We start from the raw sequence: 25723 nt of genomic DNA, 5'->3' as shown, positions 1-25723 counted from the left end.
TATTGATTAAAATGAGACTATAAAAGGCCCAATTTTTTTCGAATCATTGCGGTAAATAGTAATAAAATCGGCACAATGATTTGTAATAGAGTTAAGAAATATGGAACAAAAAACTTAAATCCAAAATCTATATGTTCAACATAATTAGATGAGGATATTAGTGACAAGGGGGTAATAATTAACCCTAGTGATATCAGTACGGAACGAGTTTGTTTTAATTTGAATAATTGAGATATGGCAACGGAAGCACCGAATGTAAATCCTCCCACCTTAAAAAATACACCTGCTACCATCATTAAAATAACAAGGGCATCAAACCGCTCAAGAAAGTCTGCAACAGAAACCATTTGAGTTGCAGCAAGCAGGGTAAAAAGATCTCTGTTGTAAATTTCCGGTCCTAGCGTAGAAAGCATCATAATAGAATTAATTGTTAATAGGATTCCTCCGATTACTAGAGCAGACAATCCTATCTTTCTTATATGTTTTTTATTGCTTAAAAAAGGAAAAAACATCATAATGACAATGGTTTCGCCAAAAGGGAAGTTTATGGCAGTTGGAATTGCTTTTTTCAATAAAGGTTGTACTCCATTACCTAAAACAGGAGTTAGATTTTTTAGATCAAATGGTTCAACGCTAAATAAGAGAAGCCAAATCAGGATAAGTGCAAAAATATAGATAGGAAAGATGATTTCCGCCATTCGCCCCAAAGTCTCTACTCCGCCCAGCAAACAATAGATCATTAACACCATAAAGCTTCCTATTACTACTAAGATTGGGGTTTCAGTTAAGATGGTTGTGACAATCAGATCCCCCAATTCTCTGCACGCTCTTGCGGCAGAATAGGTAAAATGCACAATATAAAGCAGGATTACCGGATAGGAAAGAAATCTTCCGATTATCTTTGGCAGCATCTGAACGAGTGTATCCCCTGAATAATAGGTTGATAATTGAGTATAAACAACCATTAATATTAGACTGGATCCCATGCCGATAAGGATATAGATCCATGCATCCTGCTTCGTGTCAGCCCCTAAACCCAGAATCATCGCCGTCCCTAATACATAGCCTGCCATTAAATAAACAAGCTGGATTGCACTAATTTTTTCCTTAATCATTAATTTATCTCCCTTTTGAAATAAGAAAAGCTTTTGCTATACAAAAAAAACCGTTCCTAACAAAGTATTCCTTTTTTTTAATATTCTCCATAGATATACATGTTATCCATGAAGCCTAGATTCCATGAACTTCTTAAAGATTCAAAGGGTGCCGAGTTATTTCATCCAATCAGGCTAAATTTGTAACTGAACAATATCCTTCTGTATAATAAAATTGTACCTATAAAAAATGGGGGCGAAATAATGACAAAACTAGATGAAACCTTGATGATGTTAAAAGAGTTAACAGATGCCAAAGGAATACCTGGTAATGAGCGTGAAGTTCGGGAAGTCATGAAAAAATACATAGAACCTTTTGCTGATGAACTTACAACGGATGGACTTGGCAGTTTAATTGCCAAAAAGGTGGGTAAAGAAGGCGGCCCGAAAATTATGGTTGCGGGTCATTTGGATGAAGTTGGCTTCATGATTACCCAAATTGATGACAAAGGTTTCCTTCGTTTTCAACCAGTTGGCGGCTGGTGGGGTCAGGTTATGCTCGCCCAGCGTGTAACGATCGTGTCGAGCAAGGGAGATGTAACCGGGATTATCGGTTCTAAGCCGCCGCATATTTTATCACCAGAAGCACGCAAGAAACCTGTTGAAATTAAGGACATGTTTATTGATGTAGGTGCTTCAAGTCGTGAGGAAGTCACGGAGTGGGGCGTTCGTCCAGGCGATATGGTTGTTCCATATTTTGAATTCACTGTTATGAATAATGAAAAAATGTTATTAGCTAAAGCCTGGGATAACCGGATTGGCTGTGCCATTGCTATTGATGTGTTGAAGCAGCTGAAAGGTGTAGACCATCCTAATGTTGTCTATGGTGTTGGTAATGTTCAAGAAGAGGTTGGTTTGCGTGGTGCCAAGACGGCAACGACTAAAATTAAACCTGATATCGGCTTTGCAGTTGATGTCGGTATTGCCGGCGATACACCGGGAGTTTCTGAAAGAGAAGCCATGAGTAAAATGGGTAAGGGACCACAAGTTGTTATCTATGATGCTTCACTTGTAGCCCATAAAGGATTGCGCGATTTAGTAACCGACACAGCTGATGAACTGAACATTCCTTATCAGTTCGAATCAATACCTGGCGGCGGTACGGATGCAGGGTCAATCCATTTGACACATAATGGGGTTCCAGCGATGGCGATTACAATTGCGACTAGATATATCCATTCTCATGCCGCGATGCTCCATCGTGATGATTATGAAAATGCGGTAAAATTGATTGTGGAAGTCATCAAGCGTTTAGACCGTGAGATGGTTGATAAAATTACGTTTGAATAACTTATTGTGGGGTCCCCGGTAGAACTTTACCGGGGATTTTTTATTCGAGTTTTTGATTCGTTGATTGAAAGGTGATATTCGCCGATTGAATCTCCAAATTCGCTGATTAAGCATGAAAATTCGCCGATTGAATGCCCAAATTCGCTGATTGAAACCAAAAATTCGCCGATTGAGTGTCTAAATTGCTGATATTCTTTATATATCAACATTTAAACATTTATTATTAGATCAAGTTTTGCTGAAAGTTTAAATCTTTACAGAAAAAAGCTGTCAACCTTAACCGATTGACAGCCCCAGAACCAACAAATGGCTACTTTAACCCACTTTCAAGAGTAGCGAGCATTTCTTTTTTCTCTTCTTCGGATGAGTTTTTCCAAATGATTTCAAATAATACGCCGAGACCCGGGAGCATTTTTTCTTCTCCGTTTTGAATCGCATCAACAATCGTATCTTCTAATTGGTCTTGTGTATTCCCAGCAACATTGTGAACAATCGCGTTACGTAAATTTAAATTCATGTATATGCACTCCTTTTCAATAAATAATAAAGTCTAAAACTCTGAAACTGGAGAACTGTCTAGCTACAGCGCCTAGGGGCTCGAGACATAAGCCAATCACTTCGGAAGGCAAACGGCGCCTTCTGTCAGTGCTTGTCTTATGCTTGTCGCCCCTGGACAAGGCGCTTTCGCTTTTCTTTTAATATGTTTTCTATTTTTGGTTTTATTATGTATTTTTATTAGGCTATAATATAAAAATCATCGTTATTGTAAAAGGAGAGCGGGTTTTGAAGCATATAGAATCAATCAATAATCCCAAAGTTAAACAATGGAAAAAACTGTTAACGAAAAAAGAACGGGATAGGTCAGGAACATTTTTAGTGGAAGGCTTCCATTTAGTTGAAGAAGCCCTGAAACAAGGGGAACAAATTATAGAAATCATTGTTTCTGAAAAAGTGGATTTACCTTCAAGATGGGATGCTGGTTCCACGCCAGTTACACAAGTTACGGAAGAGATATCGAATTCCTTAACCGATACGGAAGCTCCCCAGGGAATTTATGCCGTCTGCCGAATCGCAGCTCCGGAAGTACGTAATGCAAAAACCTACCTGTTCATTGACGCGGTTCAGGACCCGGGCAATCTCGGCACTATGATTCGTACCGCTGATGCAGCGGGGATTGACGCTGTTGTGGTGGGACGTGGAAGTGTGGATATTTTCAACTCTAAGGTCCTAAGGTCTGCACAAGGAAGTCATTTTCACCTGCCAATAATTAGAGGAGACCTTCATGAATGGATCGACCAGCTGCAGGAAAAAAATATTCCTGTTTACGGTACAGCACTTGAGGGGGCCTCTGCATATACTGATATTTCCATAGGTGATTCGTTTGCCTTGATTGTTGGAAATGAAGGAAATGGTGTGGGTAAAGATATTCTTGCAAGTACAACAGCGAACCTTTATATCCCCATTTACGGGAAGAGTGAGTCATTAAATGTGGCCGTTGCGACAGGGATCCTGCTTTATTATTTGAAAAAATAGGCGTAAACTAGTTTGACCTTGCGTAGAGAATTATTATATAATAATGAACAATATGGAATATTAAATGACGATGATGGAGAAAAGTATCTTATTTAAAGCTATTTAGGGAGAAAGTGCCGTGACTGAAAGCACTTTTATGGCAAGGATAAGAGAAGTTCACCTCCTGAGTTGGCATCGGGACCACGATTAAAAGCAATAGCAGTCCAGCTGCTTCGCTTTCCGTGTAAAGATGCGCCGGCATAAGCCGTTATCCGAATGAAGCGAACACAATGTGTTTTACATAACGTGTTTACAAGGGTGGTACCGCGAAACTTTAACCTCGTCCCTTTCCAGGGATGGGGTTTTTTTGTTTTTTTCTGGTGCCTGACACCAATTACCGATTACTATGAAGGAGGAATTGACATGCAAGAGCGTTTAAAGGAATTGCAGGAAGAGGCTATTCAAAAAATTGAACAATCTGGAAGCTTAAAAGAATTAAATGACATCCGTGTTGCCTACTTAGGAAAAAAGGGGCCAATTACGGAAGTGTTGCGTGGCATGGGGAAACTTTCAGCTGAAGAGCGTCCAGTGATGGGGGCATTAGCAAACGAAGTTCGTGAAGCGATTGCCGAAAAAATTGAAGCCAAACAAAAGGGGTTAGAAGAAGCGGCTGTCCTAGAAAAGCTAGCTTCTGAAAGTATCGATGTTACTCTCCCTGGCCGCCCAGTGAAGGTTGGAAATCACCATCCGCTGACTAGAATCATCGAAGAAATTGAAGACTTATTTATCGGAATGGGTTACCAGGTAGCTGAAGGTCCAGAAGTTGAACAGGATTATTATAATTTCGAAGCTCTTAATTTACCGAAAGGCCACCCAGCCCGTGATATGCAGGATTCTTTCTATATTACAGAAGACATCCTTCTTCGTACTCATACCTCTCCGGTTCAAGCTCGGACGATGGAAAAGCACCAAGGCAAAGGTCCGATCAAGATTATTTGTCCAGGTAAAGTGTACCGCCGTGATAATGATGATGCGACACACTCCCACCAATTTATGCAAATCGAAGGTCTTGTTGTCGGTGAAAACATCCGAATGAGCGACCTGAAAGGAACATTAGAAGTGTTTGCGAAGAAAATGTTCGGGGAAGATCGTGAAATCCGTCTACGCCCAAGCTTCTTCCCATTCACAGAACCTTCTGTTGAAATGGACATTTCTTGTAAAATTTGCGGCGGCCATGGCTGCAGCGTTTGTAAGCGCACCGGCTGGATCGAAATTCTTGGTGCTGGTATGGTCCATCCGAACGTCCTTGAGATGGCCGGATACGATTCTAAAAAATACACTGGCTTCGCCTTCGGTATGGGACCTGAGCGAATTGCAATGTTAAAGTACGGTGTCGATGATATCAGACATTTCTATACAAATGATGTGCGTTTCTTAAAACAATTTTCAAAACACGAGTAAATGGGAAGGCTTCAATCCGTTGAAGTTGAATAAACAAAGGAGGATGACGACATGTTCGTTTCATATAAATGGCTCCAAGATTATATCGATTTAACTGGAGTAACTGCTGCTGAATTAGCAGAAAAAATTACAAAAAGCGGTATTGAGGTTGAGGGAGTCGAAATCCTTAACGATGGTATTAAAGGTGTTGTAGTTGGTCATGTCCTTGAACGTGAGCAGCACCCAAATGCCGATAAATTAAGCAAATGTCTTGTTGATGTAGGCGGTGAACAGCCGGTACAAATCATTTGCGGTGCACCAAATGTGGCACAGGGACAGAAGGTTGCGGTGGCAACAGTAGGTGCAGTATTACCAGGTAATTTTAAAATAAAACGTGCGAAACTTCGCGGTGAAGAATCAAACGGAATGATCTGTTCGCTGACAGAGTTAGGGATGGAAGGAAAGGTAGTTCCGAAAGAGTATTCAGAGGGAATCTTTGTTTTTCCAGCGGATACAGTAGTAGGCGTCGATGCACTAGCCGAGTTAAATCGTGACGATGAGATTCTTGAACTTAGCTTGACTCCAAACCGTGCGGATTGTTTAAGCATGCTAGGTGTTGCCTATGAAGTGGCAGCGATACTTGGCAGAGACGTTAAACTTCCAGAAACAAACCTGCAGGCTTCAACTGAAAAAGCATCTGATTATGTGAAAATTACGGTCGATGCAAAAGAGGATAATCCATTATATGTGGCGCAAATCATTAAAAATGTAAAAATTGGACCCTCTCCGCTCTGGATGCAAACTCGCTTGATGTCAGCGGGAATCCGTCCACACAATAATGTGGTCGATATTACCAACTATATCCTGCTTGAATATGGTCAACCGCTCCATGCATTTGATTATGACCGCTTAGGTTCAAAGGAAATCCTTGTCCGCCGTGCAGCTGATGGCGAAAAATTTATTACGCTTGATGATGCAGAACGGACACTTACTTCCGATCATCTCGTCATTACAAATGGAACGAAACCCGTTGCCCTTGCTGGTGTCATGGGAGGAGCAAATTCAGAGGTAACCTCAGATACAACAACTGTACTGCTTGAATCCGCTTATTTTAATGGGGCAACTGTGCGTAAGGCATCGAAAGACCATGGGTTAAGAAGTGAAGCGAGCGCTCGTTTTGAAAAAGGTGTGGATCCTAATCGTGTTCGTGCTGCTGGAAATCGGGCTGCCTATCTGATGGCAAAATACGCTGGCGGTGAAGTGCTAGAAGGTGCCGCAGAGGCAGATACACTGACCGTTGAGCCAGCGGTTGTTTCGATTACTTTAGAAAAAATCAATCGAGTTCTTGGTACAGAATTGGTAATGAACGATGTAAAAGAAATCTTCGATCGCCTTCAATTTGGTGTCAGCATTGAGGAGGATACCGTAACGGTAACGGCGCCTACTCGCCGCGGTGATATTAAAATAGAAGAAGATTTACTAGAAGAGGTCGCTCGTCTTTATGGATACGATAATATTCCAAAAACATTGCCAATTGGTTCAACAACCCCTGGTAGATTGTCTGAGTATCAACAGAAGCGCCGAAAGGTTCGTCAATACCTTGAAGGGGCAGGTTTGTATCAAGCAGTGACATATTCCCTTACTAGCGAGGAAAAAGCAACTCAATTCGCGCTTGAAAAACGAGATACCATCCGTCTTTCAATGCCAATGAGTGAGGAGCGCAGCATCCTGCGATTAAGCATCATGCCACAGCTGTTAGAAGTATTAAAATACAACAGCGCTCGTCAAAATGATACCTTAGGTGTGTATGAAACTGGGGCTGTATTCTTAGCAAATGGCACGGATACTCTTCCTTCCGAAAAGGAACACATTGCAGCAGCTATTACAGGGCTATGGTCTAGTCATTCTTGGCAAGGAGAGAAGAAGGCGGTCGACTTCTTCGTAATCAAAGGAATCCTAGAAGGAATGTTTGCTAAGCTTGGTTTACTAGAACAGGTTCAATTTGTTCAAGCGCAAGTAGACGGCATGCACCCTGGACGTACGGCTGAAGTACTCTTAAATGGGGAGAAAATCGGCTTTATCGGTCAAGTTCACCCAACAGTTCAAAAAGAGCTGGATTTGAAGGATACGTACGTATTCGAGCTATCATTAAAGGCAGTACTTGAAGCAGAAACACCAGCATTACAATACCAGGCCATCCCACGCTTCCCGTCCATCACAAGAGACATTGCCCTTGTGGTAAACAGAGAAACGGTGTCAGGCACCCTAAAAGGAATTATCGAAACAGCGGGCGCACCGCTTCTGAAGGAAGCTGAAGTGTTTGACTTGTATGAGGGAGATAAGATGGAGGCAGGCAAGAAGTCGATTGCGTTCTCTCTTAAGTATGTCGATCCGGAACGTACGTTAACGGATGAAGAAGTAACGAAGGTTCATAACCAAGTTCTTGAGGCTTTGGAAGAAAAAGCAGGCGCGGTTTTAAGAGGTTAATAAAAGAAGCTAGTTCGAAGATAAAATTCGGGCTAGCTTTTTTTTCTAAGTTATAACGAATTCAATTCATATTATCTCTTTTCATAAATCGTGTCATAGTTTTTCGCCAAAGTGATATCCAAATCAGTTAATCCTCCGGCATTCCATGAGGTTAAGCGAAGTGTGACTAGTTTATAGTCAATCGAAATGAATGGATGATGATTTTTTTCTTCTGAAAGCTGTGCAATAGCATTCACGAACGCCACGCCTTGTAAGAATTCACGAAAGCGATACTTTTTCACAATGAATTTTCCGTCCAATTTCCAGCCTGATACCCCTGCCACAGCTGCCGCAATCTCCGCTTCACTTAGTCGATTTGCCACCCTTGAACTCCTCCAAACACCGTTTTTATATATCTATTCGAAACAAAGCCCAAAAAATCATTTCAATTTCGTTTTTTATTAACAAGGGCGATCGCTTTGTCCGTATTGGCAAAGTGGAGCTTCACATAAGATGGAAGGATGTCCCGGCCTTTGCTCATAATCAGTTTCGCTGCAGCTACGTCCACCTGTGCACCTGCACCTTTTGGAATTTTAAAGCCGGCAGACTCGCTGAGTTTATCAATGTATTGGATGAAAGCATATCTTGCGAGAATACTTGCTGCAGCAACGGCAAGATGAATGCCCTCTGCTTTTGTACTAAAACAAACATTCTCTTTGGCCACTGCTTTTTGGCCTTTAATATGTTGAAAATAGGTACTACCCTGCACAAATTGGTCGATAAGAATGGCTTCGGGTTTTTCAGGCGAAATTTTGTCTAATACATTTAAAATTGCTTGATTATGAAGAATCGCCTTCATTTTCCCCTGTGACATTCCAGATTGTTGGACCTGATTATATTTTTCGTTTTTTAAGGTCATTAAACTAAACGGAATAATGTCTTTAATAACCTTTGCAATTGCAATGATTTTTTCATCGTTTAAATCTTTCGAATCCCGCACACCTAATTCTTTCAACAAGGGAATATTTTCTTTTTTTACATAAGCTGCCACGACTGTAATGGGTCCGAAAAAATCTCCCGTCCCAACTTCATCTGAACCAATCACCGACATTTGACCAATCCCAACAGGCAGGTCGCCTTTTGCTTGTGATTTCGGTTTAGATGGAGAGGAAGGCTTATTTGAAGAGGCACTTCCCCATTTACTGGCCTCTTTTTCACTATCATTTCCTTGGAATAATACTTTGCCAGATTTATAAGCTGTAATCATACAGGCAGACGTTTTTGCGGCAAACACACTGCCGGGAATGTTTTTATCTAATAAACTTTTCCCGTAATAGTTTCTCATTTCCATGATCTTATTCATTTCTAGATTCAATACAACATTACCCATACTATATACACCACATTTCTAAATAAAGATAAAATACGCTTTAACTTTTCCACAGATATCGGTTCATGTTATGATAGAGAGTAGGATTCTCTGAATGGAGGCATGACGTTGTCGAATAATCAAAAAAATAGAACAACCGTAGATATATACGGACAACAATATGTTATTATGGGTTCCGAAAGTCCAAGTCACATCCGGCATGTGGCCTCATTAGTTGACAATAAAATGCGCGAAATCAGTTATAAGAATCCCAATTTAGATGCAACTAAACTCGCCGTTTTAACCGCTGTAAATGCAGTCAATGATTTTCTTCAAATGAAAGACGAATTAAATCGGCTTAAAACAGAACAACTAAAGGAAAAGGACTAAAAAATCATGTTGGATTTAGCCATTATCATTTTTTTAATTATTGGATTCTTTGTAGGCCTGAAAAGAGGCTTTATACTGCAGCTTGTTCATTTATTAGGTTTTATTATTGCATATGTAGCCGCATATTCATACTACGAACAGTTAGCACCGAAGTTAACATTATGGATTCCTTATCCGAACTTCGGTAATATGTCCACCCTGAAAATCCTTGGCGAAAGCAGTAATATGGAAACCGCCTTTTATCGTGCGATTGCCTTTGTCATCATCTTTTTTGCGGTAAAAGTATTATTGCAAATTATTGGTTCCATGCTCGATTTCGTTGCTCATCTGCCTATTTTAAAGCAGTTGAATGTTTGGGCAGGAGGGATTCTAGGTTTCGTTGAAGTGTATTTAGTTATCTTTATTTTATTATATATTTCAGCCCTTGTACCAATCGAATTTATGCAAAATGCTTTGGACCATTCGATCATGTCAAAAGCAATTGTGAATAACACTCCGATCCTTTCACAGCAAATAAAAAGCTTGTGGATAGAATATACAGCTGCTTTAACTTCTCTGTAGCAGAGAAGTTTTTCTATTCATGCCATAAAGTAGGCTAAAATGAAAATGCTAATCAGTAGGTAGGTGACTTAATAATGGAAGCAACTAAAAAAGATTTATTACGCTTATTAGAAACGATTGCCGTTTATATGGAGTTAAAGGGAGAAAACCCTTTTAAGGTTTCTGCTTTTCGAAAAGCGGGCAATGCCTTGGAAACAGATGAACGAGACTTAACAGAAATTGAAGATTTTACAACGATTTCTGGGATCGGTAAAGGGACAGCCGCTGTCATAGATGAATATATAAAAGAGGGTACTTCCTCCGTGTTAACAGAGTTAAAGGCGGAGGTTCCAAGAGGACTAATCCCGTTGCTTCAGCTCCCAGGACTTGGGGGTAAGAAGATTGCCAAACTATACAAAGAGTTAAAGGTCATTGATGTTTCCAGTTTAAAAAAAGCCTGTGAAGCAGGAAAGGTTCAAGCACTCGCTGGTTTTGGTAAAAAAACAGAGGAAAAAATTCTCAGTGCCATTGCCAATGTCGGTACAAGGCCTGAACGGCTTCCGTTAGCATACATGCTGCCCATTGCAGAGCAGATTGAAGCCACACTGGCGGAATTAAAAGATATTGAGAAATTCTCACGTGCAGGAAGCCTGCGCAGAATGAGAGAGACGATCAAAGATCTTGATTTTATCATCGCAACCAATCAGTCTGAACATGTGCGCGAGCAGCTATTACAATTAGCAAACATTAAAGAAGTGATTGGAGCAGGAGAAACGAAGGTCTCCCTCGTTTTTGCCTATGATTATGATATTTCTGTCGATTTTCGCCTCGTGAAACCCGAAGAATTTATCACAACTCTGCATCATTTCACTGGATCAAAAGATCATAATGTCCGGATGAGACAACTTGCGAAAGAACGCGGTGAAAAAATCAGTGAATATGGCGTGGAAATAAGCGAGACAGGGGAAATTCTCACCTTCTCATCTGAAGAAGAATTTTTCAAGCATTTTGACCTTCCCTTTATTCCTCCAGAAATAAGAGAGGACGGGAAAGAAGTCGAGATATTCAGTGCAACGGAGGAATTAATTGAGTTAGCAGATATTAAAGGTGATCTGCACATGCATTCCACCTGGAGCGACGGTGCCCATTCCATTGAACAAATGGCTCAAGTCTGCCGAGCAAGAGGTTATCAATATATGGCCATCACAGACCATTCACAGTATTTAAAAGTGGCTAATGGCCTTACACGCGAAAGACTACTAATGCAAAGAGAAGAAATTAACAGACTAAATCAAAAGTATGATGATTTTCTTATTCTAGCGGGTGTCGAGATGGATATTCTTCCAGATGGCAGCTTGGATTATGATGATGAGTTCCTGGCTGACATGGATTTCGTGATTGCCTCCATTCATTCTGCCTTTTCTCAACCGCGGGAAAAAATCATGGAACGTCTAAAGACAGCGTTAACGAATGCCCATGTGGATTTAATAGCTCATCCAACCGGCAGGAAAATCGGGCGCCGCGAAGGATATGATGTCGACATCGATCTACTGATTCAACTTGCCAAAGAAACCAATACAGCACTAGAACTAAATGCAAATCCCAATAGGCTAGATCTAGCAGCCGAATATCTACGAAAGGCTCAAGATGTGGGAGTAAAAATCCTTATCAACACAGATGCACATAAAATGGACACATTAAAGCATATGGAAATCGGTGTTTCCGCAGCCAAAAAAGGCTGGATTAAAAAATCATCCGTGTTAAATGCCCTGGATAAAAATGACCTGCTAGAATTTTTACATAATCGAGAATAGGAGGTTATCTCCATGCAAGAAAAGGCATTAAAAGTATTAGAATTCACTAAAGTTAAAGAACAGTTGTTAGAACATGCGGCTTCTTCCCTTGGGAGAAGAAAAATACAGGACTTAGTCCCATCTACTGATTTTGATGAGGTGGTTAAACTTCAAGCTGAAACAGATGAGGCAGCGACGGTTTTCCGAGTAAAAGGGAATGTTCCACTTTCAGGTGTTCATGATATAACTGCACACATCAAACGTTCTGTCATTGGCGGTGTGTTAAGCCCGCATGAGCTCATTCAAATAGCTAGTACCATCCATGCAAGCAGACAAATGAAACGATTTATCGAAGAGTTTGCCGATGAACGAACAGAAATTCCAATTTTGTCTGAACAAGCGGAGAGAATTATTCCGCTCACAAACCTAGAGCATTCGATTAAACAAGCCATCGATGACAATGGTGAGGTATTAGATAGTGCAAGCGATCTTTTACGGTCATTAAGGCATCAACTTAGATCCAATGAATCGCGAGTTCGTGAAAAATTAGAGAGTATGATTCGCTCTTCTAATGCCAGCAAAATGCTTTCCGACGCTATTGTCACGATTCGAAATGACAGATTTGTCATTCCTGTTAAACAGGAGTATCGCGGCCATTATGGCGGGATTATTCATGACCAAAGCGCATCGGGACAAACTCTTTTTATAGAACCGCAAGTGATTGTCCAATTAAACAATCAACTGCAGGATATTCGTGTGAAGGAACAACTCGAAATCGATAGGATTCTTACCGAGTTATCTGCCGCAGCGGCTGAACACGAGAGTGAACTTAAAGTCATCGTCAAAGTCCTTGCTAATTTAGACTTTATTTTTGCAAAGGCTAGGTTTGGAAAGCAAATAAAAGCAACCATGCCGATCATGAATAATGAAGGAAGGATTGCATTATATAAGGCAAGACATCCACTTATTCCTATCGATGAAGTCGTCGCCAATGACATCATGCTTGGAAAAGAGTTCACAACGATTGTTATCACGGGTCCGAATACTGGCGGAAAAACGGTCACCTTAAAAACACTTGGGTTGTGTACATTAATGGCCCAGGCGGGTTTGCAGATTCCAGCGTATGACGGTTCGGAGTTAGCTGTTTTTGATGCTGTTTATGCTGATATAGGCGATGAACAATCCATTGAACAAAGCTTAAGTACCTTTTCATCCCATATGGTTAATATCGTGGATATCTTAAACCGCGTCGATTTTAATAGTCTTGTACTATTTGATGAACTAGGGGCAGGCACCGATCCGCAGGAAGGTGCGGCCTTGGCGATTTCCATTTTAGATGAGGTTCACAAGCGGGGCGCGAGAGTCATTGCGACGACACATTATCCTGAGTTAAAAGCATACGGTTATAACCGTGAGGGTGTTTTGAATGCGAGTGTCGAGTTTGATGTGGAAACATTAAGCCCTACCTATAAATTGTTATTAGGAGTTCCTGGGCGGAGTAACGCGTTTGAAATCTCCAAACGTCTCGGCTTAAATGAACGGGTCATCGAGGCGGCCCGCTCACATGTTAGTGAAGATACGAACCAAATTGATAAGATGATTTCATCGCTTGAGGATAGTAAACGACTGGCAGAAAAAGAGCAAGAAGAAGCTCGCGATTATTTAAAGTCTGCTGAGAAACTCCATCAAGACTTGCAGAAACAACTGATGGAATTTTACGAGAAAAAAGACTCTATGCTTGAGAAGGCAGCTGAGAAGGCTGGAGAAATCGTTGACGAGGCAAAGAGTGAGGCCGAACTGGTCATCCGAGATCTTCGCAAAATGCGCACGGAAAAGCATGCCGATATTAAGGAGCACGAATTAATTGAAGCAAAACGGCGCTTAGAAAATGCCGCACCAGAAATACCAAAATCCGCTGCTAAACTCACAACTAAAAAAACAAAGAAACATACGTATATGCCTGGCGATGAGGTAAAGGTACTTACCTTTGATCAGAAGGGCACCCTGGTTGAAAGAGTTTCTTCAAATGAATGGCAGGTTCAAATCGGTATTCTCAAAATGAAAGTAAAAGAAAAAGATATGGAATATATGAGTACCCCGAAACAGGTTGAAACCAAGCCAATGGCGATTGTCAAAGGTCGGGATTCATATGTTAAACTGGAATTAGACCTCCGCGGAGAGAGGTATGAAGATGCTCTTCTTAAGGTGGAAAAATATATTGATGATGCGCTGCTTTCCAGTTATCCACGTGTATCGATCATCCACGGTAAAGGAACGGGTGCGCTGCGACAGGGTGTTCAGGAATACTTAAAAAACCATCGCTCTGTCAAAAAAATTCGCTTTGGAGAAGCTGGGGAAGGCGGATCAGGCGTAACCATCGTAGAGTTTAAATAATGTCCGGGGAGTTTTGGCAATGGACCAGTTTTGGGAGAACGAATATATTCAAATAGCTGCTAATTATAGTGTCGTCATTTTATTTTTGGTCGTTTTTTTAGCTATTTTTGAAATGGTGACCAAATATAAAAATTGGGAAGAAATCAAAAAAGGAAATGTGGCCGTGGCAATGGCAACGGGGGGGAAAATATTTGGGGTGGCCAATATTTTTCGCTGTACAATCGAGCAGAACAATTCGTTGCTTTCCATGATTGGCTGGGGGATTTATGGATTTCTGTTATTAGTAGTTGGTTATTTTATCTTTGAATTTTTAACGCCAAAATTTAAAATTGACGAAGAAATTCAAAATGATAATCGGGCAGTTGGGTTGATTTCGATGGTGATCTCGATTGGCTTATCGATTGTCATTGGTTCAGGTATTACGTAAGGGGAGAATAATAAGTGGAGACATTAGCTAAGATACTTCTTGGATTATGCGGCTTGTTTTTGCTAATCGGTTTAATCTATATGTTATTTTTTGCGTAAGTCCAAATCACCGCTGAGGATTATTCAGCGGTGATTTTTTAACTATATCGTCAATTGTTTAATGTGAAGTACTGTAATATAATAGAAGAGAAGTTTGAATTTTTAAAATTATCCACATAGAAAAGGGGGATATTATGTATGAAGAAAAGCCTTGGCTAGCACTATATCCGAAAGAAATACCCGCCACACTTGAGTACTCTAGAGAGCCTGTACAGCAATACTTAGTGAATTCTGCAGAGCAATACCCTGAAAAAATAGCGATTCATTTTATGGGAAAAGACATCACTTATAAACAACTTTATGAAGATGCCATGAATTTTGCTGGTTATTTGCAAGAAAACCTGGGCATTTCAAAAGGTGATCGGGTCGCGATTATGCTGCCGAACACACCACAGGCCGTGATTAGTTATTTTGGGATACTAATGGCAGGCGGAATTGTTGTACAAACGAACCCATTATATACGGAACGTGAACTTGAATATCAGATGAAAGATTCAGGAGCAAAGGCAATCATTACACTCGACATCCTCTACCCACGTGTATCTAAAGTAATGCCGCATACAAATTTACAGCATATAATTGTAACCGCTATCAAGAACTACTTACCATTCCCTAAAAATCTAATTTATCCCTTCATCCAGAAAAAACAATATGGCGTTGTTGTGAATGTCAAACACGGAGGAAGCACACATCTGCTTTCGGAAATAGTAAAAATAAAGTCTTTAAAAGTGAGGGATGTTGAATTTAATCCTGAGGAAGATGTTGCTCTTCTTCAATATACAGGTGGAACGACAGGATTTCCGAAAGGTGTTATGCTCACTCATAAGAACTTAATTGCTAATACAAAGATGTGCCAGGCCTGGCTTTACAAAACCAAGCCAGGAGAAGAGTCAGTACTCGCAATTATCCCGTTTTTCCACGTGTACGGCATGACAACGGTGCTCATTTTATCGGTGATGCAGGCCAATAAAATGATTCTTTTACCTAAATTTGATGTTGAGACAACATTGAAGACCATACACCAACAGCGCCCGACAGTGTTCCCAGGTGCACCCACCATTTACATTGGCCTCTTAAATTATCCTGATTTGAAAAAATATGATTTATCATCCATTCACTCTTGTATCAGTGGCTCAGCGGCCCTTCCCGTTGAAGTACAAGAGAAGTTTGAGGACGTATCTGGAGGAAAGCTTGTAGAAGGCTATGGGTTAACGGAAGCATCTCCAGTCACACATGCGAACTTTTTATGGGATGCCCCTCGAATGAAAGGCAGTATTGGTGTGCCCTGGCCAGACACAGAAGTAAAGGTTGTTGCAACCGACACAGGTGAACCGGTGCCGATCAAGGAAATGGGAGAAATCGTGATAAAAGGGCCGCAAATCATGAAAGGGTACTGGAATCGTCCAGAGGATACCAAGGAAGTTCTTCATGATGGATGGTTATATACAGGTGATCTTGGCTATATGGATGAACAAGGCTATTTTTATGTCGTTGATCGCAAAAAGGATATGATTATCGCCGGTGGGTATAATATCTATCCAAGAGAAATAGAGGAAGTATTATATGAACATCCGGATGTAGTTGAAGCGGTTGTAGCAGGAATACCTGATCAATACCGTGGAGAAACGGTTAAGGCATACATTGTTTTAAAAGAAGGTTCAACCGTTACGGCAGAAGAAATGAACCAATTTTCACGAAAATATCTTGCAGCATACAAGGCACCAAGATACTATGAATTTAGACAAGAATTGCCCAAAACAGCTGTAGGGAAAATTCTAAGAAGGATGCTAATTGAAGAAGAGAAACAAAAAATAGAAGAAAACCAAAAACACGCATAATTGCTCCTCTTTTTTTTGACAGATTAAGCCTGTCCCTAACCCATTATATGAAAAAAGTAATGAGATATCTTGACATATCCAGAGATAATATCTATTATTAAAATATGAATGATTATTCATTCATATTTTTCTTTTTAATAATTCTATTAACTGAACAGAACTTTTTTTTTCAAAGGAGGGATAGAGTTGAAAAAAAGTAAGCCCAAATACATGCAAATTATTGATGCAGCGGTGATTGTGATCGCCGAAAATGGCTACCATCAAGCCCAAGTTTCAAAAATTGCAAAGCAGGCTGGAGTGGCTGATGGCACCATTTATCTATATTTTAAAAACAAGGAAGACATCCTTATCTCTCTCTTTGAAGAAAAAATGGGAAGTTTCATTGAAAAAATAGATACAATGATAGCAGGAAAAGGGACGGCGGCAGAGAAGTTATTAATGATGATAGAAGCTCATTTTAGTATGCTTTCTGAAGACCATCACATGGCAATCGTGACACAGTTAGAGTTACGGCAATCGAATAAGGAACTGCGGCACCGAATTAATAATGTTCTAAAAGGTTACTTGCAGGTAATTGATAAGATTGTTATTGAAGGTAAAGAAACCGGTGAGTTTCCCATCGACCTCGATATCCGTCTGGCCCGGCAAATGATTTTCGGTACAATCGATGAGACCGTGACATCATGGGTGATGAACGAGGAAAAGTACGATCTAGTTGCACTGGCTACTCCAGTCCATCGCCTCTTGATTAATGGCTGTGGAAGCCGATAAATATTAAAATAGGGGGAAATCCAATGGAATATTTAAAATGGTCTTTTCAAGACAGTATTGCGACAATTACAATTGATCGTCCTCCAGCAAACGCCCTTTCTTCAGGACTACTAAGGGAATTGTCAACTGTGCTTGATGAGATTGAACCTAATCGCGAGATCAGAGTTATTGTCATTCATGGGGAAGGGCGCTTTTTCTCTGCTGGTGCAGATATTAAAGAATTTACTACTGTCACTTCTTTAGAAGGATTTTCAAATCTTGGAAAGTATGGGCAAGACTTATTTGACCGAATGGAAAAATTCCCGAAACCCATTATCGCCGCTATCCATGGTGCAGCACTTGGCGGGGGGCTTGAACTAGCAATGGCATGCCATATCCGCTATGTTAGTGAGCAGGCAAAACTTGGTCTGCCTGAATTGCAGCTTGGCTTAGTACCAGGATTTGCTGGTTCGCAGCGTCTGCCTAAATATGTGGGCGTGGCAAGAGCTGCGGAAATGCTGTTTACTTCTGAGCCAATCACAGGTATAGAAGCAGTCCAATTTGGTTTAGCAAATCGTGCTTTTCCCGACACAGAAGTAGTCCCGCAGGCACTTAAACTAGCAGCGAAAATTGCGAAAAAAAGCCCAGGGTCCATCAGTGCGGCAATTGAACTGCTAAATTATGCAAAAACAGACGAGTTCTACGAAGGTTCCAAAAGAGAATCTGAGTTATTTGGTCAAGTGTTTGTTTCTAACGATGGGAAAGAAGGCATCCAAGCCTTTATTGAAAAAAGAGAACCAAATTTTAAGGGTGAATAAACTTATCTTTGCAGGTATAATTGTAAAGGAAGCCCTTTTTTTTATAAAAAATTTTCTCAATCTTTCAAACTGAGCGAATGCTCGAAATTTTATTAGGAGGGAAATCATGAATATTTATGTATTAATGAAAAGAACCTTTGATACCGAGGAAAAAATTTCGATTGCTGCTGGAAAAATTAATGAGGATGGCGCTGAATTTATCATCAATCCTTATGATGAATATGCTATTGAAGAAGCAATCCAGGTTCGCGATGCTAAAGGTGGAGAAGTAACCGTTATTTCTGTTGGAACAGAAGAAGCAGAAAAGCAATTACGTACTGCACTGGCAATGGGTGCAGATAAAGCAGTCCTTATCAATACCGAGGATGATGTAGAAGGCGGAGATCAATTTACGACAGCAAAAATCCTTGCTGAATATTTAAAGGATAAAGATGCTGATTTAATTATTGGCGGAAATGTAGCGATTGACGGTGGAACAGGCCAAGTGGGCCCACGTGTTGCGGAATTGTTAAACATCCCTTATGTAACAACTATTACTAAATTAGAAATTGACGGAAAAAATGTAACCGTTACCAGAGACGTTGAAGGTGATTCTGAAATCATCGAAACTAGCCTTCCACTATTAGTTACAGCCCAACAAGGTCTAAACGAACCGCGCTACCCATCCTTACCTGGGATTATGAAAGCAAAGAAGAAGCCGCTTGAAGAATTAGAGTTAGATGACCTAGATCTTGAAGAAGACGATGTGGAAGCAAAAACAAAAACGATTGAAATTTATTTGCCGCCTAAGAAGGAAGCAGGCCGCGTTCTAGCTGGCGATTTGAATGATCAAGTAAAAGAACTTGTTCAGCTTCTTCATACCGAAGCAAAAGTAGTCTAACGGGTTTAATACAAATTTTGTTCTCAGGAGGTATATGGAATGTCAAGAAAAGTGGTAGTTTTAGGAGAAGTTCGTGACGGTTCATTACGTAATGTGTCATTCGAAGCAATTGCAGCAGCAAAAACAGTTGCTGAAGGCGGAGAAGTAGTTGGTGTTTTAGTGGGCGATTCTGTAAGTGCTCTATCGACTGAGTTAATCCAATTTGGTGCGGACCGTGTGGTTGTGGTTGAAGATGAGAAATTAAAACTTTATACATCAGATGGTTACGCTCAAGCTCTTTTAGCGGTGCTTGACCAAGAAAAACCAGAAGGGCTGATTTTGGGACATACCTCATTAGGTAAAGACCTTTCCCCAAGAATTGCCGGAAAATTAGCATCAGGTTTAATCTCAGACGCCACTGCTATTGAAGTAGCGGGTGGAAATGTCGTGTTCACAAGACCGATTTATTCCGGTAAAGCATTTGAAAAGAAAATTGTGACAGAGGGCTTGATTTTCGCAACGGTACGACCAAATAATATCGCCCCACTTGAGAAAGACGAAGGCAGAAGCGGAGATGTATCAGCCCTTTCTGTAGAAATCAAGGATCTTCGTGCAATCATTAAAGAGGTCGTTAGAAAAGCGAGTGAGGGTGTTGATTTAAGCGAGGCGAAAGTAGTTATTTCAGGAGGCCGCGGTGTAAAAAGTGCGGATGGGTTCCAACCGCTTAAAGAGTTAGCCACAGTCCTTGGCGGTGCAGTAGGTGCTTCTCGTGGTGCTTGTGATGCTGATTATTGTGATTACTCGCTGCAAATTGGCCAAACGGGCAAGGTTGTTACACCAGATCTTTATATTGCTTGCGGCATTTCCGGAGCTATTCAGCATTTAGCCGGGATGTCTAACTCAAAAGTAATCGTTGCTATTAACAAGGACCCAGAAGCAAACATTTTTAAAGTAGCTGATTACGGAATTGTCGGTGACTTGTTTGAAGTAGTTCCATTACTAACTGAGGAGTTTAAAAAGCTCAAAGTACACTCATAATAATAAGGGCGAGCGGAATGCTTCCGCTCGTTTTGTATTTTGTTTATTTTGGGGATAATAATTGATGAAGCAATTTATTAGCTTGATTTTTTAAACGATGTTATACTTTCGGTAGTAACTCAGTAATCATTAGGAGGGCAATATAAATGGCAATTTCACATTTAACTGATCAAAACTTTTCGGCTGAAACTGGTTCAGGCCTTGTTCTTGTAGATTTTTGGGCACCATGGTGCGGACCTTGTAAAATGATCGCTCCAGTTCTTGAAGAACTTGACTTAGAAATGGGCGATAAGGTAAAAATCACTAAACTTGATGTGGATGATAACCCGCAAACTGCAGCAAACTTTGGTGTAATGAGCATCCCAACTTTATTAGTGATGAAAAATGGAGAAGTCGTTGATAAAGTTGTCGGCTTCCAACCAAAAGATGCACTAGCAGGTGTTTTAGAAAAACACGTGTAAATAAAATGAAAATGCCTTAGCTTGGAAATAACCCAGCTAAGGTTTTTTTATTTTTCCAAGAGACTACTACTTTTAATTATGCGCCGTTTCCTTTAATATTTTAACAGTAGATTATATATAAGACGGGAGAGAGTGGCCGGAATGAATGAAACAATTAAGCAAAAACTGACGCTGCTGCCGGATCAACCTGGCTGCTACTTAATGAAAGACCGTCAGGGAACGATTATTTATGTGGGAAAAGCTAAGGTACTAAAGAATCGTGTCCGTTCCTATTTTACGGGGTCGCACGATGGGAAGACACTAAGACTTGTCAATGAAATTGAGGACTTTGAATATATCGTAACCTCTTCGAATATTGAAGCACTTTTGCTGGAACTGAATCTTATTAAAAAGTACGATCCAAAATACAATATCATGCTGAAGGATGATAAAACCTATCCGTTTATCAAGTTAACAGCGGAAAAGCATCCCAAACTTATTATCACAAGAAAAGTAAAAAAGGATAAAGGCAAATACTTTGGTCCGTATCCCAATGTGACAGCAGCAAATGAAACCAAAAAGCTTCTTGACCGAATCTACCCGCTCCGCAAATGCTCAACCCTGCCGGACCGAGTCTGTTTATACTATCATTTAGGACAGTGCCTGGCACCATGTGTGAATGAAGTTCAGGAAGAACAGTATAAACAGATGACGGATGAAATCACCCGCTTTTTAAATGGCGGGTATAAGGAAATAAAAAAAGAGCTGAAGGAGAAAATGGCTGCTGCCTCCGAAGAATTGGACTTTGAACGTGCAAAAGAATACCGTGACAAAATCATCCATATTGAAACGATTATGGAAAAACAAAAAATTACGATGACCGATTTTACCGACCGTGATGTTTTTGGCTATGCTGTCGATAAAGGCTGGATGTGTGTGCAAGTCTTTTTTGTCCGCCAAGGCAAACTAATTGAGCGGGACGTTTCTATGTTCCCCGTCTATAATGAGCCAGAGGAAGAGATCTTAACGTTCCTCGGTCAGTTTTATTCGAAAGCCAATCACTTTAAGCCGAAAGAAATTCTCATTCAAGATGATGTCGAGTTGAGTTTAGCAGAACAACTGTTGGAAGTTAAAGTGCTTCAGCCGCAACGAGGACAGAAAAAGGATCTTGTGCAATTAGCGATTAAAAATGCAAAAATTGCTTTAAACGAAAAATTTTCACTGATTGAAAAGGATGAAAATCGAACCATTAAGGCAGTGGAGAACCTGGGAGAATTACTGGGAATCTACACGCCGCACCGGATTGAAGCCTTTGATAATTCTAACATTCAAGGGACAGACCCTGTATCAGCAATGGTAGTGTTCATTGATGGCAAGGCGAACCATCGTGAATACCGTAAATACAAAATCAAAACGGTTCAAGGGCCGGATGATTATGAATCGATGCGAGAAGTAACGAGAAGAAGGTACTCACGCGCGCTAAAAGAGGAACTCCCTCTTCCTGATTTAATCATCATTGATGGGGGTAAAGGGCATGTTGAAGCCGTACGAGACGTATTGGAAAATGAATTAGGCTTAGATATTCCGCTCTCGGGGCTTGTAAAAGACGAAAAACACCGGACATCCCAATTGCTGTATGGCAATCCATTAGGAATTGTTCCGCTCGGGCGAAACAGCCAGGAGTTTTATTTACTGCAAAGGATTCAAGATGAAGTCCATCGTTTTGCGATCACCTTCCATCGCCAACTGCGCGGAAAAACTGCGTTTCAATCCTTGCTTGATGATATTCCGGGAATTGGGGAGAAACGGAAAAAGTTATTGTTAAAACAGTTCGGCTCGGTGAAAAAAATGAAAGAAGCAAGTAAAGAGGAATTCATAAATATCGGAATTCCCATGAATGTAGCCGAAGAATTAATCAAAAAACTTCAGTCTTAGTGATTGTCAGAAAAAAAGGAACATGCTATAATAAGTGAAAATTTAATTTACTATCACTTTTACGTATTAAAGTGAAGGTAGAGGTGCGAGCTTCAATAGTAGTGGTTCTGAGAAGGATGAGCTTCTGAGAAGAATCATGAAAGGGGATGTTCGCCGAAGAAAAGAAAGTCTCATAACTTTCTTTTCTGGTCCCGTATTGAATAAATGCTGGATTGTCAAGACTAATGTCTTGGAGAGCTATCTTACATTGTAGGTGCGAGAATTTTTTTCGTGTTTTAAGCAATGAGATGCCCTCTCATTGCTTTTTTGTGTTTATTTGGGGAAAAATATGAATTACATCTGGAGAAGGGGAAAACAAACATGGGGATTATTGTACAAAAGTTCGGAGGCACCTCCGTTGCAAATGTAGAAAGAATTTTAAATGTCGCATCATGTGTAAAAGGTGAGGTTGACCGCGGAAATAATGTGGTTGTTGTTGTTTCTGCAATGGGTAAATCTACGGATACACTCGTCGGTTTAGCAAAGGAGATTTCAACGCAGCCAAATAAACGGGAAATGGACATGCTGTTATCGACCGGGGAACAAGTAACGATTTCGTTACTGTCTATGGCTCTCAACCAGCAAGGTCTTGATGCTGTGTCCTTTACTGGGTGGCAGGCTGGTATTATGACCGAACCAGTCCATGGAAATGCCCGGATTTCTAATATTAAAACAGCAGCGATTGAATCACAGCTTGAATCCGGCAAGGTGGTTATTGTTGCGGGATTCCAAGGAATCACCGAAGAGGGTGAAATTACTACACTTGGCCGTGGCGGTTCCGATACCACAGCCGTTGCACTCGCAGCAGCCTTAAAGGCAGATAAATGCGACATATATACGGATGTAACGGGAGTTTTCACAACGGATCCAAGATATGTGAAGAGTGCTCGCAAGCTATTATCGGTATCGTACGATGAAATGCTGGAGTTAGCTAATTTAGGTGCAGGAGTACTTCATCCGCGAGCAGTGGAATTTGCTAAAAACTATCAAGTACGTCTCGAAGTTCGTTCGAGCATGGAGAAAATAGAAGGAACAGTTATTGAGGGGGAAGCAGCAATGGAACAAAACTTAGTTGTCCGCGGAGTTGCATTTGAGGACGAAATTACAAAAGTAACAGTATTAGGGTTGGCTAATTCATTAACAAGCCTATCAACCATTTTTACCACACTTGCTGAAAATCATCTGAATGTGGATATTATTATCCAAAGCACAACTGAGGGTGGATCTGCGAATTTGTCCTTCTCTATTCATACAAATGATCTATTAGAAACATTAAAGGTCCTAGAAGACAATAAAGCTGTTTTGAATTATGAGCAAATTGATGCTGAAAACAAATTAGCGAAGGTGTCGATTGTCGGATCAGGGATGATTTCCAATCCCGGTGTAGCAGCAAAGATGTTTGAGGTACTCGCTGCAAACAACATCCAAATCAAAATGGTCAGCACATCAGAAATAAAAGTGTCAGCCGTTGTAGAAGAAAAAAATATGTTAAAAGCAGTAGAAGCTTTACACGAAGCATTCGGACTTGCAGTTCAATAAAAAAGAATGGTGTCAGGCACTATTCGGTGCCTGACACCATTTTCAATTAGTTTTTTTCCCATTTCACTGTGAAAACAACTTTATTGGATTTTTTTATTGGATGTTCGAAGGTTTCGGCGTTGGCTTCTTTTTGCAATTCAATTTGTTGGGCAAGGAATCCTGCTTCAAGTTGGAAAAAATGTTCAGCCTTTGACTTAACTCGTGAAATAATGAGCGGACTAATTAATTCAAATTGGAACTCAGTTTTATTTTCTTTCACAAGTTCTAACTGGCCCCATGAGGCCTTGGCGAAGAAATCAATAATCTGTTCTAAATCCATTAATGGATATTTTCGTGCAAGTCGTTTTCCAGCCCAATATAAAATTTCAGGTGTGTCTTTCCCTAAAATCTCAGGCAAGAGAACTTCTCTGATTAGTTCATATCCGAAGATGGAAATAGTTCTAGGTTCATCAATATCGATCGTTTCATTCATAACTGTACTATTATTCACAAGCTTCCCCTCTTTCTATCATTCTATTATATACATTTTTGGTTAATTTTTAGTACAGTTTTTCTAGTTATAATGAATCAAATTTAGCTTATTTTTTTGTTATTTTGCAATATCTTACCTTGTTTTCCATGATAATTATCATTCCCGATAAAGAAATAATAACAACCGTTTTTTCTTGGTAATTAATTGAAGGAATTCAAGAAATGTTGAGAAAAGACCCATTTTTTTAGCGAGTATATATTAATTATTATAATATCAATATATTTAAAAAATTTTAGTTTTACCCGAGTAATGTGTATCCGTTTTCTTGACGCTCTTAGATGATGGGAGTAAAATGAACTTGTCACATTATTGTCACAGTGATGCGAAGTTTCGACAAAAGTGGATTTAATTTGATAGAAACTGAACATCATTTTTTTTAAACATTATAGGGGGGTAAATTTATGGCGGGTAATCGAGAGTTTGTTTATCGGAGATTGCATTCGTTGCTAGGTGTTATTCCAATCGGGATCTTTGTCATGCAGCATCTAATTGTGAATCACTATGCAACAGAAGGGGTAGAATCCTTCAACAAAGCAGCGAACTTTATGGGGAATCTTCCATTTCGCTATGTTTTAGAAACTGTAATTATTTATTTACCGATTTTATTCCATGCAATCTACGGGCTGTATATCGCTTTTACAGCTAAAAACAATGCAAGTCAATATGGTTTTTTTAGAAACTGGATGTTTATGCTACAACGTGTGTCTGGTGTAATTACACTAATTTTCATCACATGGCATGTGTGGGAAACTCGTATAGCTGCTGCTTTTGGAAATGAAGTTAACTTCCAAATGATGCAAGATATCCTATCATCCCCATTCATGTTTGGATTTTATGTTGTTGGTATCATTTCAGCAATTTTCCACTTTGCAAATGGCTTGTGGTCATTCTTGGTAAGCTGGGGCATCACAGTATCGCCTCGTTCTCAAGTGATTACTACATACGTGACAATCGTTATTTTCTTGGCTCTATCTTATGTTGGTGTAACGACATTACTAGCTTTTGTATAAAAAATGAACGATTGCTCGGAAAAATATTGGATTTTGGATTAAGGGAGTGAGT

At 40.2% G+C, this 25723-nt stretch carries 23 protein-coding genes, 1 riboswitch and 1 other annotated feature; of the genes, 18 read left to right on the top strand and 5 right to left on the bottom strand.

Annotated elements, in window-relative coordinates:
- Positions 1–17: 17 nt before the first annotated feature.
- Positions 18–1115: a GerAB/ArcD/ProY family transporter gene (locus COJ96_RS14190; RefSeq protein WP_098574333.1), complete on the bottom strand. Its 1098-nt coding sequence runs from the start codon at positions 1113–1115 to the stop codon at positions 18–20.
- Positions 1116–1358: 243 nt separating this feature from the next.
- Between COJ96_RS14190 and COJ96_RS14185 the strand changes: the two genes are divergently transcribed.
- Positions 1359–2444 carry a M42 family metallopeptidase gene (locus COJ96_RS14185; protein ID WP_098574331.1) on the top strand — a complete coding sequence of 362 codons (1086 nt, stop codon included), beginning with the start codon at positions 1359–1361 and terminating at the stop codon, positions 2442–2444.
- A gap of 310 nt (positions 2445–2754) precedes the next feature.
- Here the strand turns inward: COJ96_RS14185 and sspI are convergent, their stop codons facing one another.
- On the bottom strand, positions 2755–2961 hold the full coding sequence (sspI, locus tag COJ96_RS14180; RefSeq protein ID WP_098574329.1) for a small acid-soluble spore protein SspI: 207 nt from the start codon (positions 2959–2961) through the stop codon (positions 2755–2757).
- A 266-nt stretch (positions 2962–3227) separates the two neighbouring features.
- Here sspI and COJ96_RS14175 point away from each other — a divergent pair, with 266 nt between their 5' ends.
- The 3 genes from COJ96_RS14175 to pheT all read left to right on the top strand — a co-directional run bounded on the left by COJ96_RS14175 (position 3228) and on the right by pheT (position 7883).
- Positions 3228–3977 carry a TrmH family RNA methyltransferase gene (locus COJ96_RS14175; RefSeq protein ID WP_098574327.1) on the top strand — a complete coding sequence of 250 codons (750 nt, stop codon included), beginning with the start codon at positions 3228–3230 and terminating at the stop codon, positions 3975–3977.
- 61 nt (positions 3978–4038) lie between these two features.
- Positions 4039–4307, top strand: a binding site (T-box leader).
- A 72-nt stretch (positions 4308–4379) separates the two neighbouring features.
- Positions 4380–5417 carry a phenylalanine--tRNA ligase subunit alpha gene (gene pheS, locus COJ96_RS14170; RefSeq protein ID WP_098574324.1) on the top strand — a complete coding sequence of 346 codons (1038 nt, stop codon included), beginning with the start codon at positions 4380–4382 and terminating at the stop codon, positions 5415–5417.
- A 51-nt stretch (positions 5418–5468) separates the two neighbouring features.
- Positions 5469–7883 (top strand): phenylalanine--tRNA ligase subunit beta, encoded by a 2415-nt coding sequence (gene pheT / locus COJ96_RS14165; RefSeq protein ID WP_098574322.1) that lies wholly within the window; start codon positions 5469–5471, stop codon positions 7881–7883.
- A 71-nt stretch (positions 7884–7954) separates the two neighbouring features.
- Here pheT and COJ96_RS14160 read toward each other — a convergent pair whose 3' ends face one another.
- The gene (locus COJ96_RS14160) at positions 7955–8245 is read right to left on the bottom strand and encodes a 4a-hydroxytetrahydrobiopterin dehydratase (protein WP_098574320.1); all 291 of its coding nucleotides are present in this window, start codon (positions 8243–8245) and stop codon (positions 7955–7957) included.
- A gap of 62 nt (positions 8246–8307) precedes the next feature.
- Positions 8308–9252 (bottom strand): ribonuclease HIII, encoded by a 945-nt coding sequence (rnhC, locus tag COJ96_RS14155; RefSeq protein WP_098574318.1) that lies wholly within the window; start codon positions 9250–9252, stop codon positions 8308–8310.
- 108 nt (positions 9253–9360) lie between these two features.
- Here rnhC and zapA point away from each other — a divergent pair, with 108 nt between their 5' ends.
- From zapA to COJ96_RS14090, 13 genes are all read left to right on the top strand, one after another.
- Complete coding sequence (gene zapA, locus COJ96_RS14150; RefSeq protein WP_098574316.1) at positions 9361–9621, top strand: cell division protein ZapA; 261 nt, start codon at positions 9361–9363, stop codon at positions 9619–9621.
- A 6-nt stretch (positions 9622–9627) separates the two neighbouring features.
- Complete coding sequence (locus tag COJ96_RS14145; protein ID WP_098574314.1) at positions 9628–10182, top strand: CvpA family protein; 555 nt, start codon at positions 9628–9630, stop codon at positions 10180–10182.
- A 74-nt stretch (positions 10183–10256) separates the two neighbouring features.
- Positions 10257–11975: a DNA polymerase/3'-5' exonuclease PolX gene (gene polX / locus COJ96_RS14140; protein WP_098574312.1), complete on the top strand. Its 1719-nt coding sequence runs from the start codon at positions 10257–10259 to the stop codon at positions 11973–11975.
- A 12-nt stretch (positions 11976–11987) separates the two neighbouring features.
- Positions 11988–14348, top strand: coding sequence for an endonuclease MutS2 (locus tag COJ96_RS14135; protein ID WP_098574310.1), 2361 nt, complete (start codon positions 11988–11990; stop codon positions 14346–14348).
- 19 nt (positions 14349–14367) lie between these two features.
- Positions 14368–14775: a DUF350 domain-containing protein gene (locus COJ96_RS14130; RefSeq protein ID WP_098574308.1), complete on the top strand. Its 408-nt coding sequence runs from the start codon at positions 14368–14370 to the stop codon at positions 14773–14775.
- Between the two features lie 232 nt (positions 14776–15007).
- Positions 15008–16711 carry a long-chain-fatty-acid--CoA ligase gene (locus COJ96_RS14125; RefSeq protein WP_098574306.1) on the top strand — a complete coding sequence of 568 codons (1704 nt, stop codon included), beginning with the start codon at positions 15008–15010 and terminating at the stop codon, positions 16709–16711.
- Between the two features lie 186 nt (positions 16712–16897).
- The gene (locus COJ96_RS14120) at positions 16898–17482 is read left to right on the top strand and encodes a fatty acid metabolism transcriptional regulator FadR (protein ID WP_098574304.1); all 585 of its coding nucleotides are present in this window, start codon (positions 16898–16900) and stop codon (positions 17480–17482) included.
- A 23-nt stretch (positions 17483–17505) separates the two neighbouring features.
- Positions 17506–18279, top strand: coding sequence for an enoyl-CoA hydratase (locus tag COJ96_RS14115; RefSeq protein ID WP_098574302.1), 774 nt, complete (start codon positions 17506–17508; stop codon positions 18277–18279).
- A 106-nt stretch (positions 18280–18385) separates the two neighbouring features.
- Complete coding sequence (locus tag COJ96_RS14110; protein WP_098574300.1) at positions 18386–19159, top strand: electron transfer flavoprotein subunit beta/FixA family protein; 774 nt, start codon at positions 18386–18388, stop codon at positions 19157–19159.
- A 39-nt stretch (positions 19160–19198) separates the two neighbouring features.
- A complete protein-coding gene (locus COJ96_RS14105) occupies positions 19199–20176 on the top strand; it encodes an electron transfer flavoprotein subunit alpha/FixB family protein (RefSeq protein WP_098574298.1) in 978 nt (325 codons plus the stop codon).
- A 146-nt stretch (positions 20177–20322) separates the two neighbouring features.
- A complete protein-coding gene (gene trxA, locus COJ96_RS14100; protein WP_098574296.1) occupies positions 20323–20637 on the top strand; it encodes a thioredoxin in 315 nt (104 codons plus the stop codon).
- 141 nt (positions 20638–20778) lie between these two features.
- The gene (gene uvrC / locus COJ96_RS14095) at positions 20779–22551 is read left to right on the top strand and encodes an excinuclease ABC subunit UvrC (RefSeq protein WP_098574294.1); all 1773 of its coding nucleotides are present in this window, start codon (positions 20779–20781) and stop codon (positions 22549–22551) included.
- Between the two features lie 70 nt (positions 22552–22621).
- Positions 22622–22799: riboswitch (Lysine riboswitch) on the top strand.
- A gap of 112 nt (positions 22800–22911) precedes the next feature.
- Positions 22912–24129, top strand: a complete 1218-nt coding sequence (locus COJ96_RS14090; RefSeq protein ID WP_098574292.1) for an aspartate kinase — start codon at positions 22912–22914, stop codon at positions 24127–24129.
- A gap of 46 nt (positions 24130–24175) precedes the next feature.
- Here the strand turns inward: COJ96_RS14090 and COJ96_RS14085 are convergent, their stop codons facing one another.
- A complete protein-coding gene (locus COJ96_RS14085) occupies positions 24176–24619 on the bottom strand; it encodes a YslB family protein (protein ID WP_251460311.1) in 444 nt (147 codons plus the stop codon).
- 443 nt (positions 24620–25062) lie between these two features.
- On the opposite strand from COJ96_RS14085, the gene COJ96_RS14080 reads away from it, so the two are divergent.
- Positions 25063–25671 carry a succinate dehydrogenase cytochrome b558 subunit gene (locus COJ96_RS14080; protein WP_098574290.1) on the top strand — a complete coding sequence of 203 codons (609 nt, stop codon included), beginning with the start codon at positions 25063–25065 and terminating at the stop codon, positions 25669–25671.
- The last annotated feature ends 52 nt before the right edge of the window (positions 25672–25723 follow it).

The organism is Bacillus sp. AFS073361, from assembly GCF_002567005.1.
Lineage (GTDB): Bacteria > Bacillota > Bacilli > Bacillales > Cytobacillaceae > Neobacillus.
This window is presented reverse-complemented; position numbering and strand designations above follow the sequence as displayed.

What these genes read in the sequence shown, in the direction of transcription:
- COJ96_RS14135 (WP_098574310.1), top strand. Translation starts at nt 11,988, where the DNA reads ATGCAAGAAAAGGCATTAAAAGTATTAGAATTCACTAAAGTTAAAGAA.
- COJ96_RS14185 (WP_098574331.1), top strand. Translation starts at nt 1,359, where the DNA reads ATGACAAAACTAGATGAAACCTTGATGATGTTAAAAGAGTTAACAGAT.
- polX (WP_098574312.1), top strand. Translation starts at nt 10,257, where the DNA reads ATGGAAGCAACTAAAAAAGATTTATTACGCTTATTAGAAACGATTGCC.
- COJ96_RS14090 (WP_098574292.1), top strand. Translation starts at nt 22,912, where the DNA reads ATGGGGATTATTGTACAAAAGTTCGGAGGCACCTCCGTTGCAAATGTA.
- rnhC (WP_098574318.1), bottom strand. Translation starts at nt 9,252, where the DNA reads ATGGGTAATGTTGTATTGAATCTAGAAATGAATAAGATCATGGAAATG.
- uvrC (WP_098574294.1), top strand. Translation starts at nt 20,779, where the DNA reads ATGAATGAAACAATTAAGCAAAAACTGACGCTGCTGCCGGATCAACCT.
- COJ96_RS14105 (WP_098574298.1), top strand. Translation starts at nt 19,199, where the DNA reads ATGTCAAGAAAAGTGGTAGTTTTAGGAGAAGTTCGTGACGGTTCATTA.
- COJ96_RS14125 (WP_098574306.1), top strand. Translation starts at nt 15,008, where the DNA reads ATGTATGAAGAAAAGCCTTGGCTAGCACTATATCCGAAAGAAATACCC.
- COJ96_RS14190 (WP_098574333.1), bottom strand. Translation starts at nt 1,115, where the DNA reads ATGATTAAGGAAAAAATTAGTGCAATCCAGCTTGTTTATTTAATGGCA.
- COJ96_RS14130 (WP_098574308.1), top strand. Translation starts at nt 14,368, where the DNA reads ATGGACCAGTTTTGGGAGAACGAATATATTCAAATAGCTGCTAATTAT.
- sspI (WP_098574329.1), bottom strand. Translation starts at nt 2,961, where the DNA reads ATGAATTTAAATTTACGTAACGCGATTGTTCACAATGTTGCTGGGAAT.
- pheT (WP_098574322.1), top strand. Translation starts at nt 5,469, where the DNA reads ATGTTCGTTTCATATAAATGGCTCCAAGATTATATCGATTTAACTGGA.
- trxA (WP_098574296.1), top strand. Translation starts at nt 20,323, where the DNA reads ATGGCAATTTCACATTTAACTGATCAAAACTTTTCGGCTGAAACTGGT.
- COJ96_RS14115 (WP_098574302.1), top strand. Translation starts at nt 17,506, where the DNA reads ATGGAATATTTAAAATGGTCTTTTCAAGACAGTATTGCGACAATTACA.
- COJ96_RS14110 (WP_098574300.1), top strand. Translation starts at nt 18,386, where the DNA reads ATGAATATTTATGTATTAATGAAAAGAACCTTTGATACCGAGGAAAAA.
- pheS (WP_098574324.1), top strand. Translation starts at nt 4,380, where the DNA reads ATGCAAGAGCGTTTAAAGGAATTGCAGGAAGAGGCTATTCAAAAAATT.
- COJ96_RS14145 (WP_098574314.1), top strand. Translation starts at nt 9,628, where the DNA reads ATGTTGGATTTAGCCATTATCATTTTTTTAATTATTGGATTCTTTGTA.
- COJ96_RS14080 (WP_098574290.1), top strand. Translation starts at nt 25,063, where the DNA reads ATGGCGGGTAATCGAGAGTTTGTTTATCGGAGATTGCATTCGTTGCTA.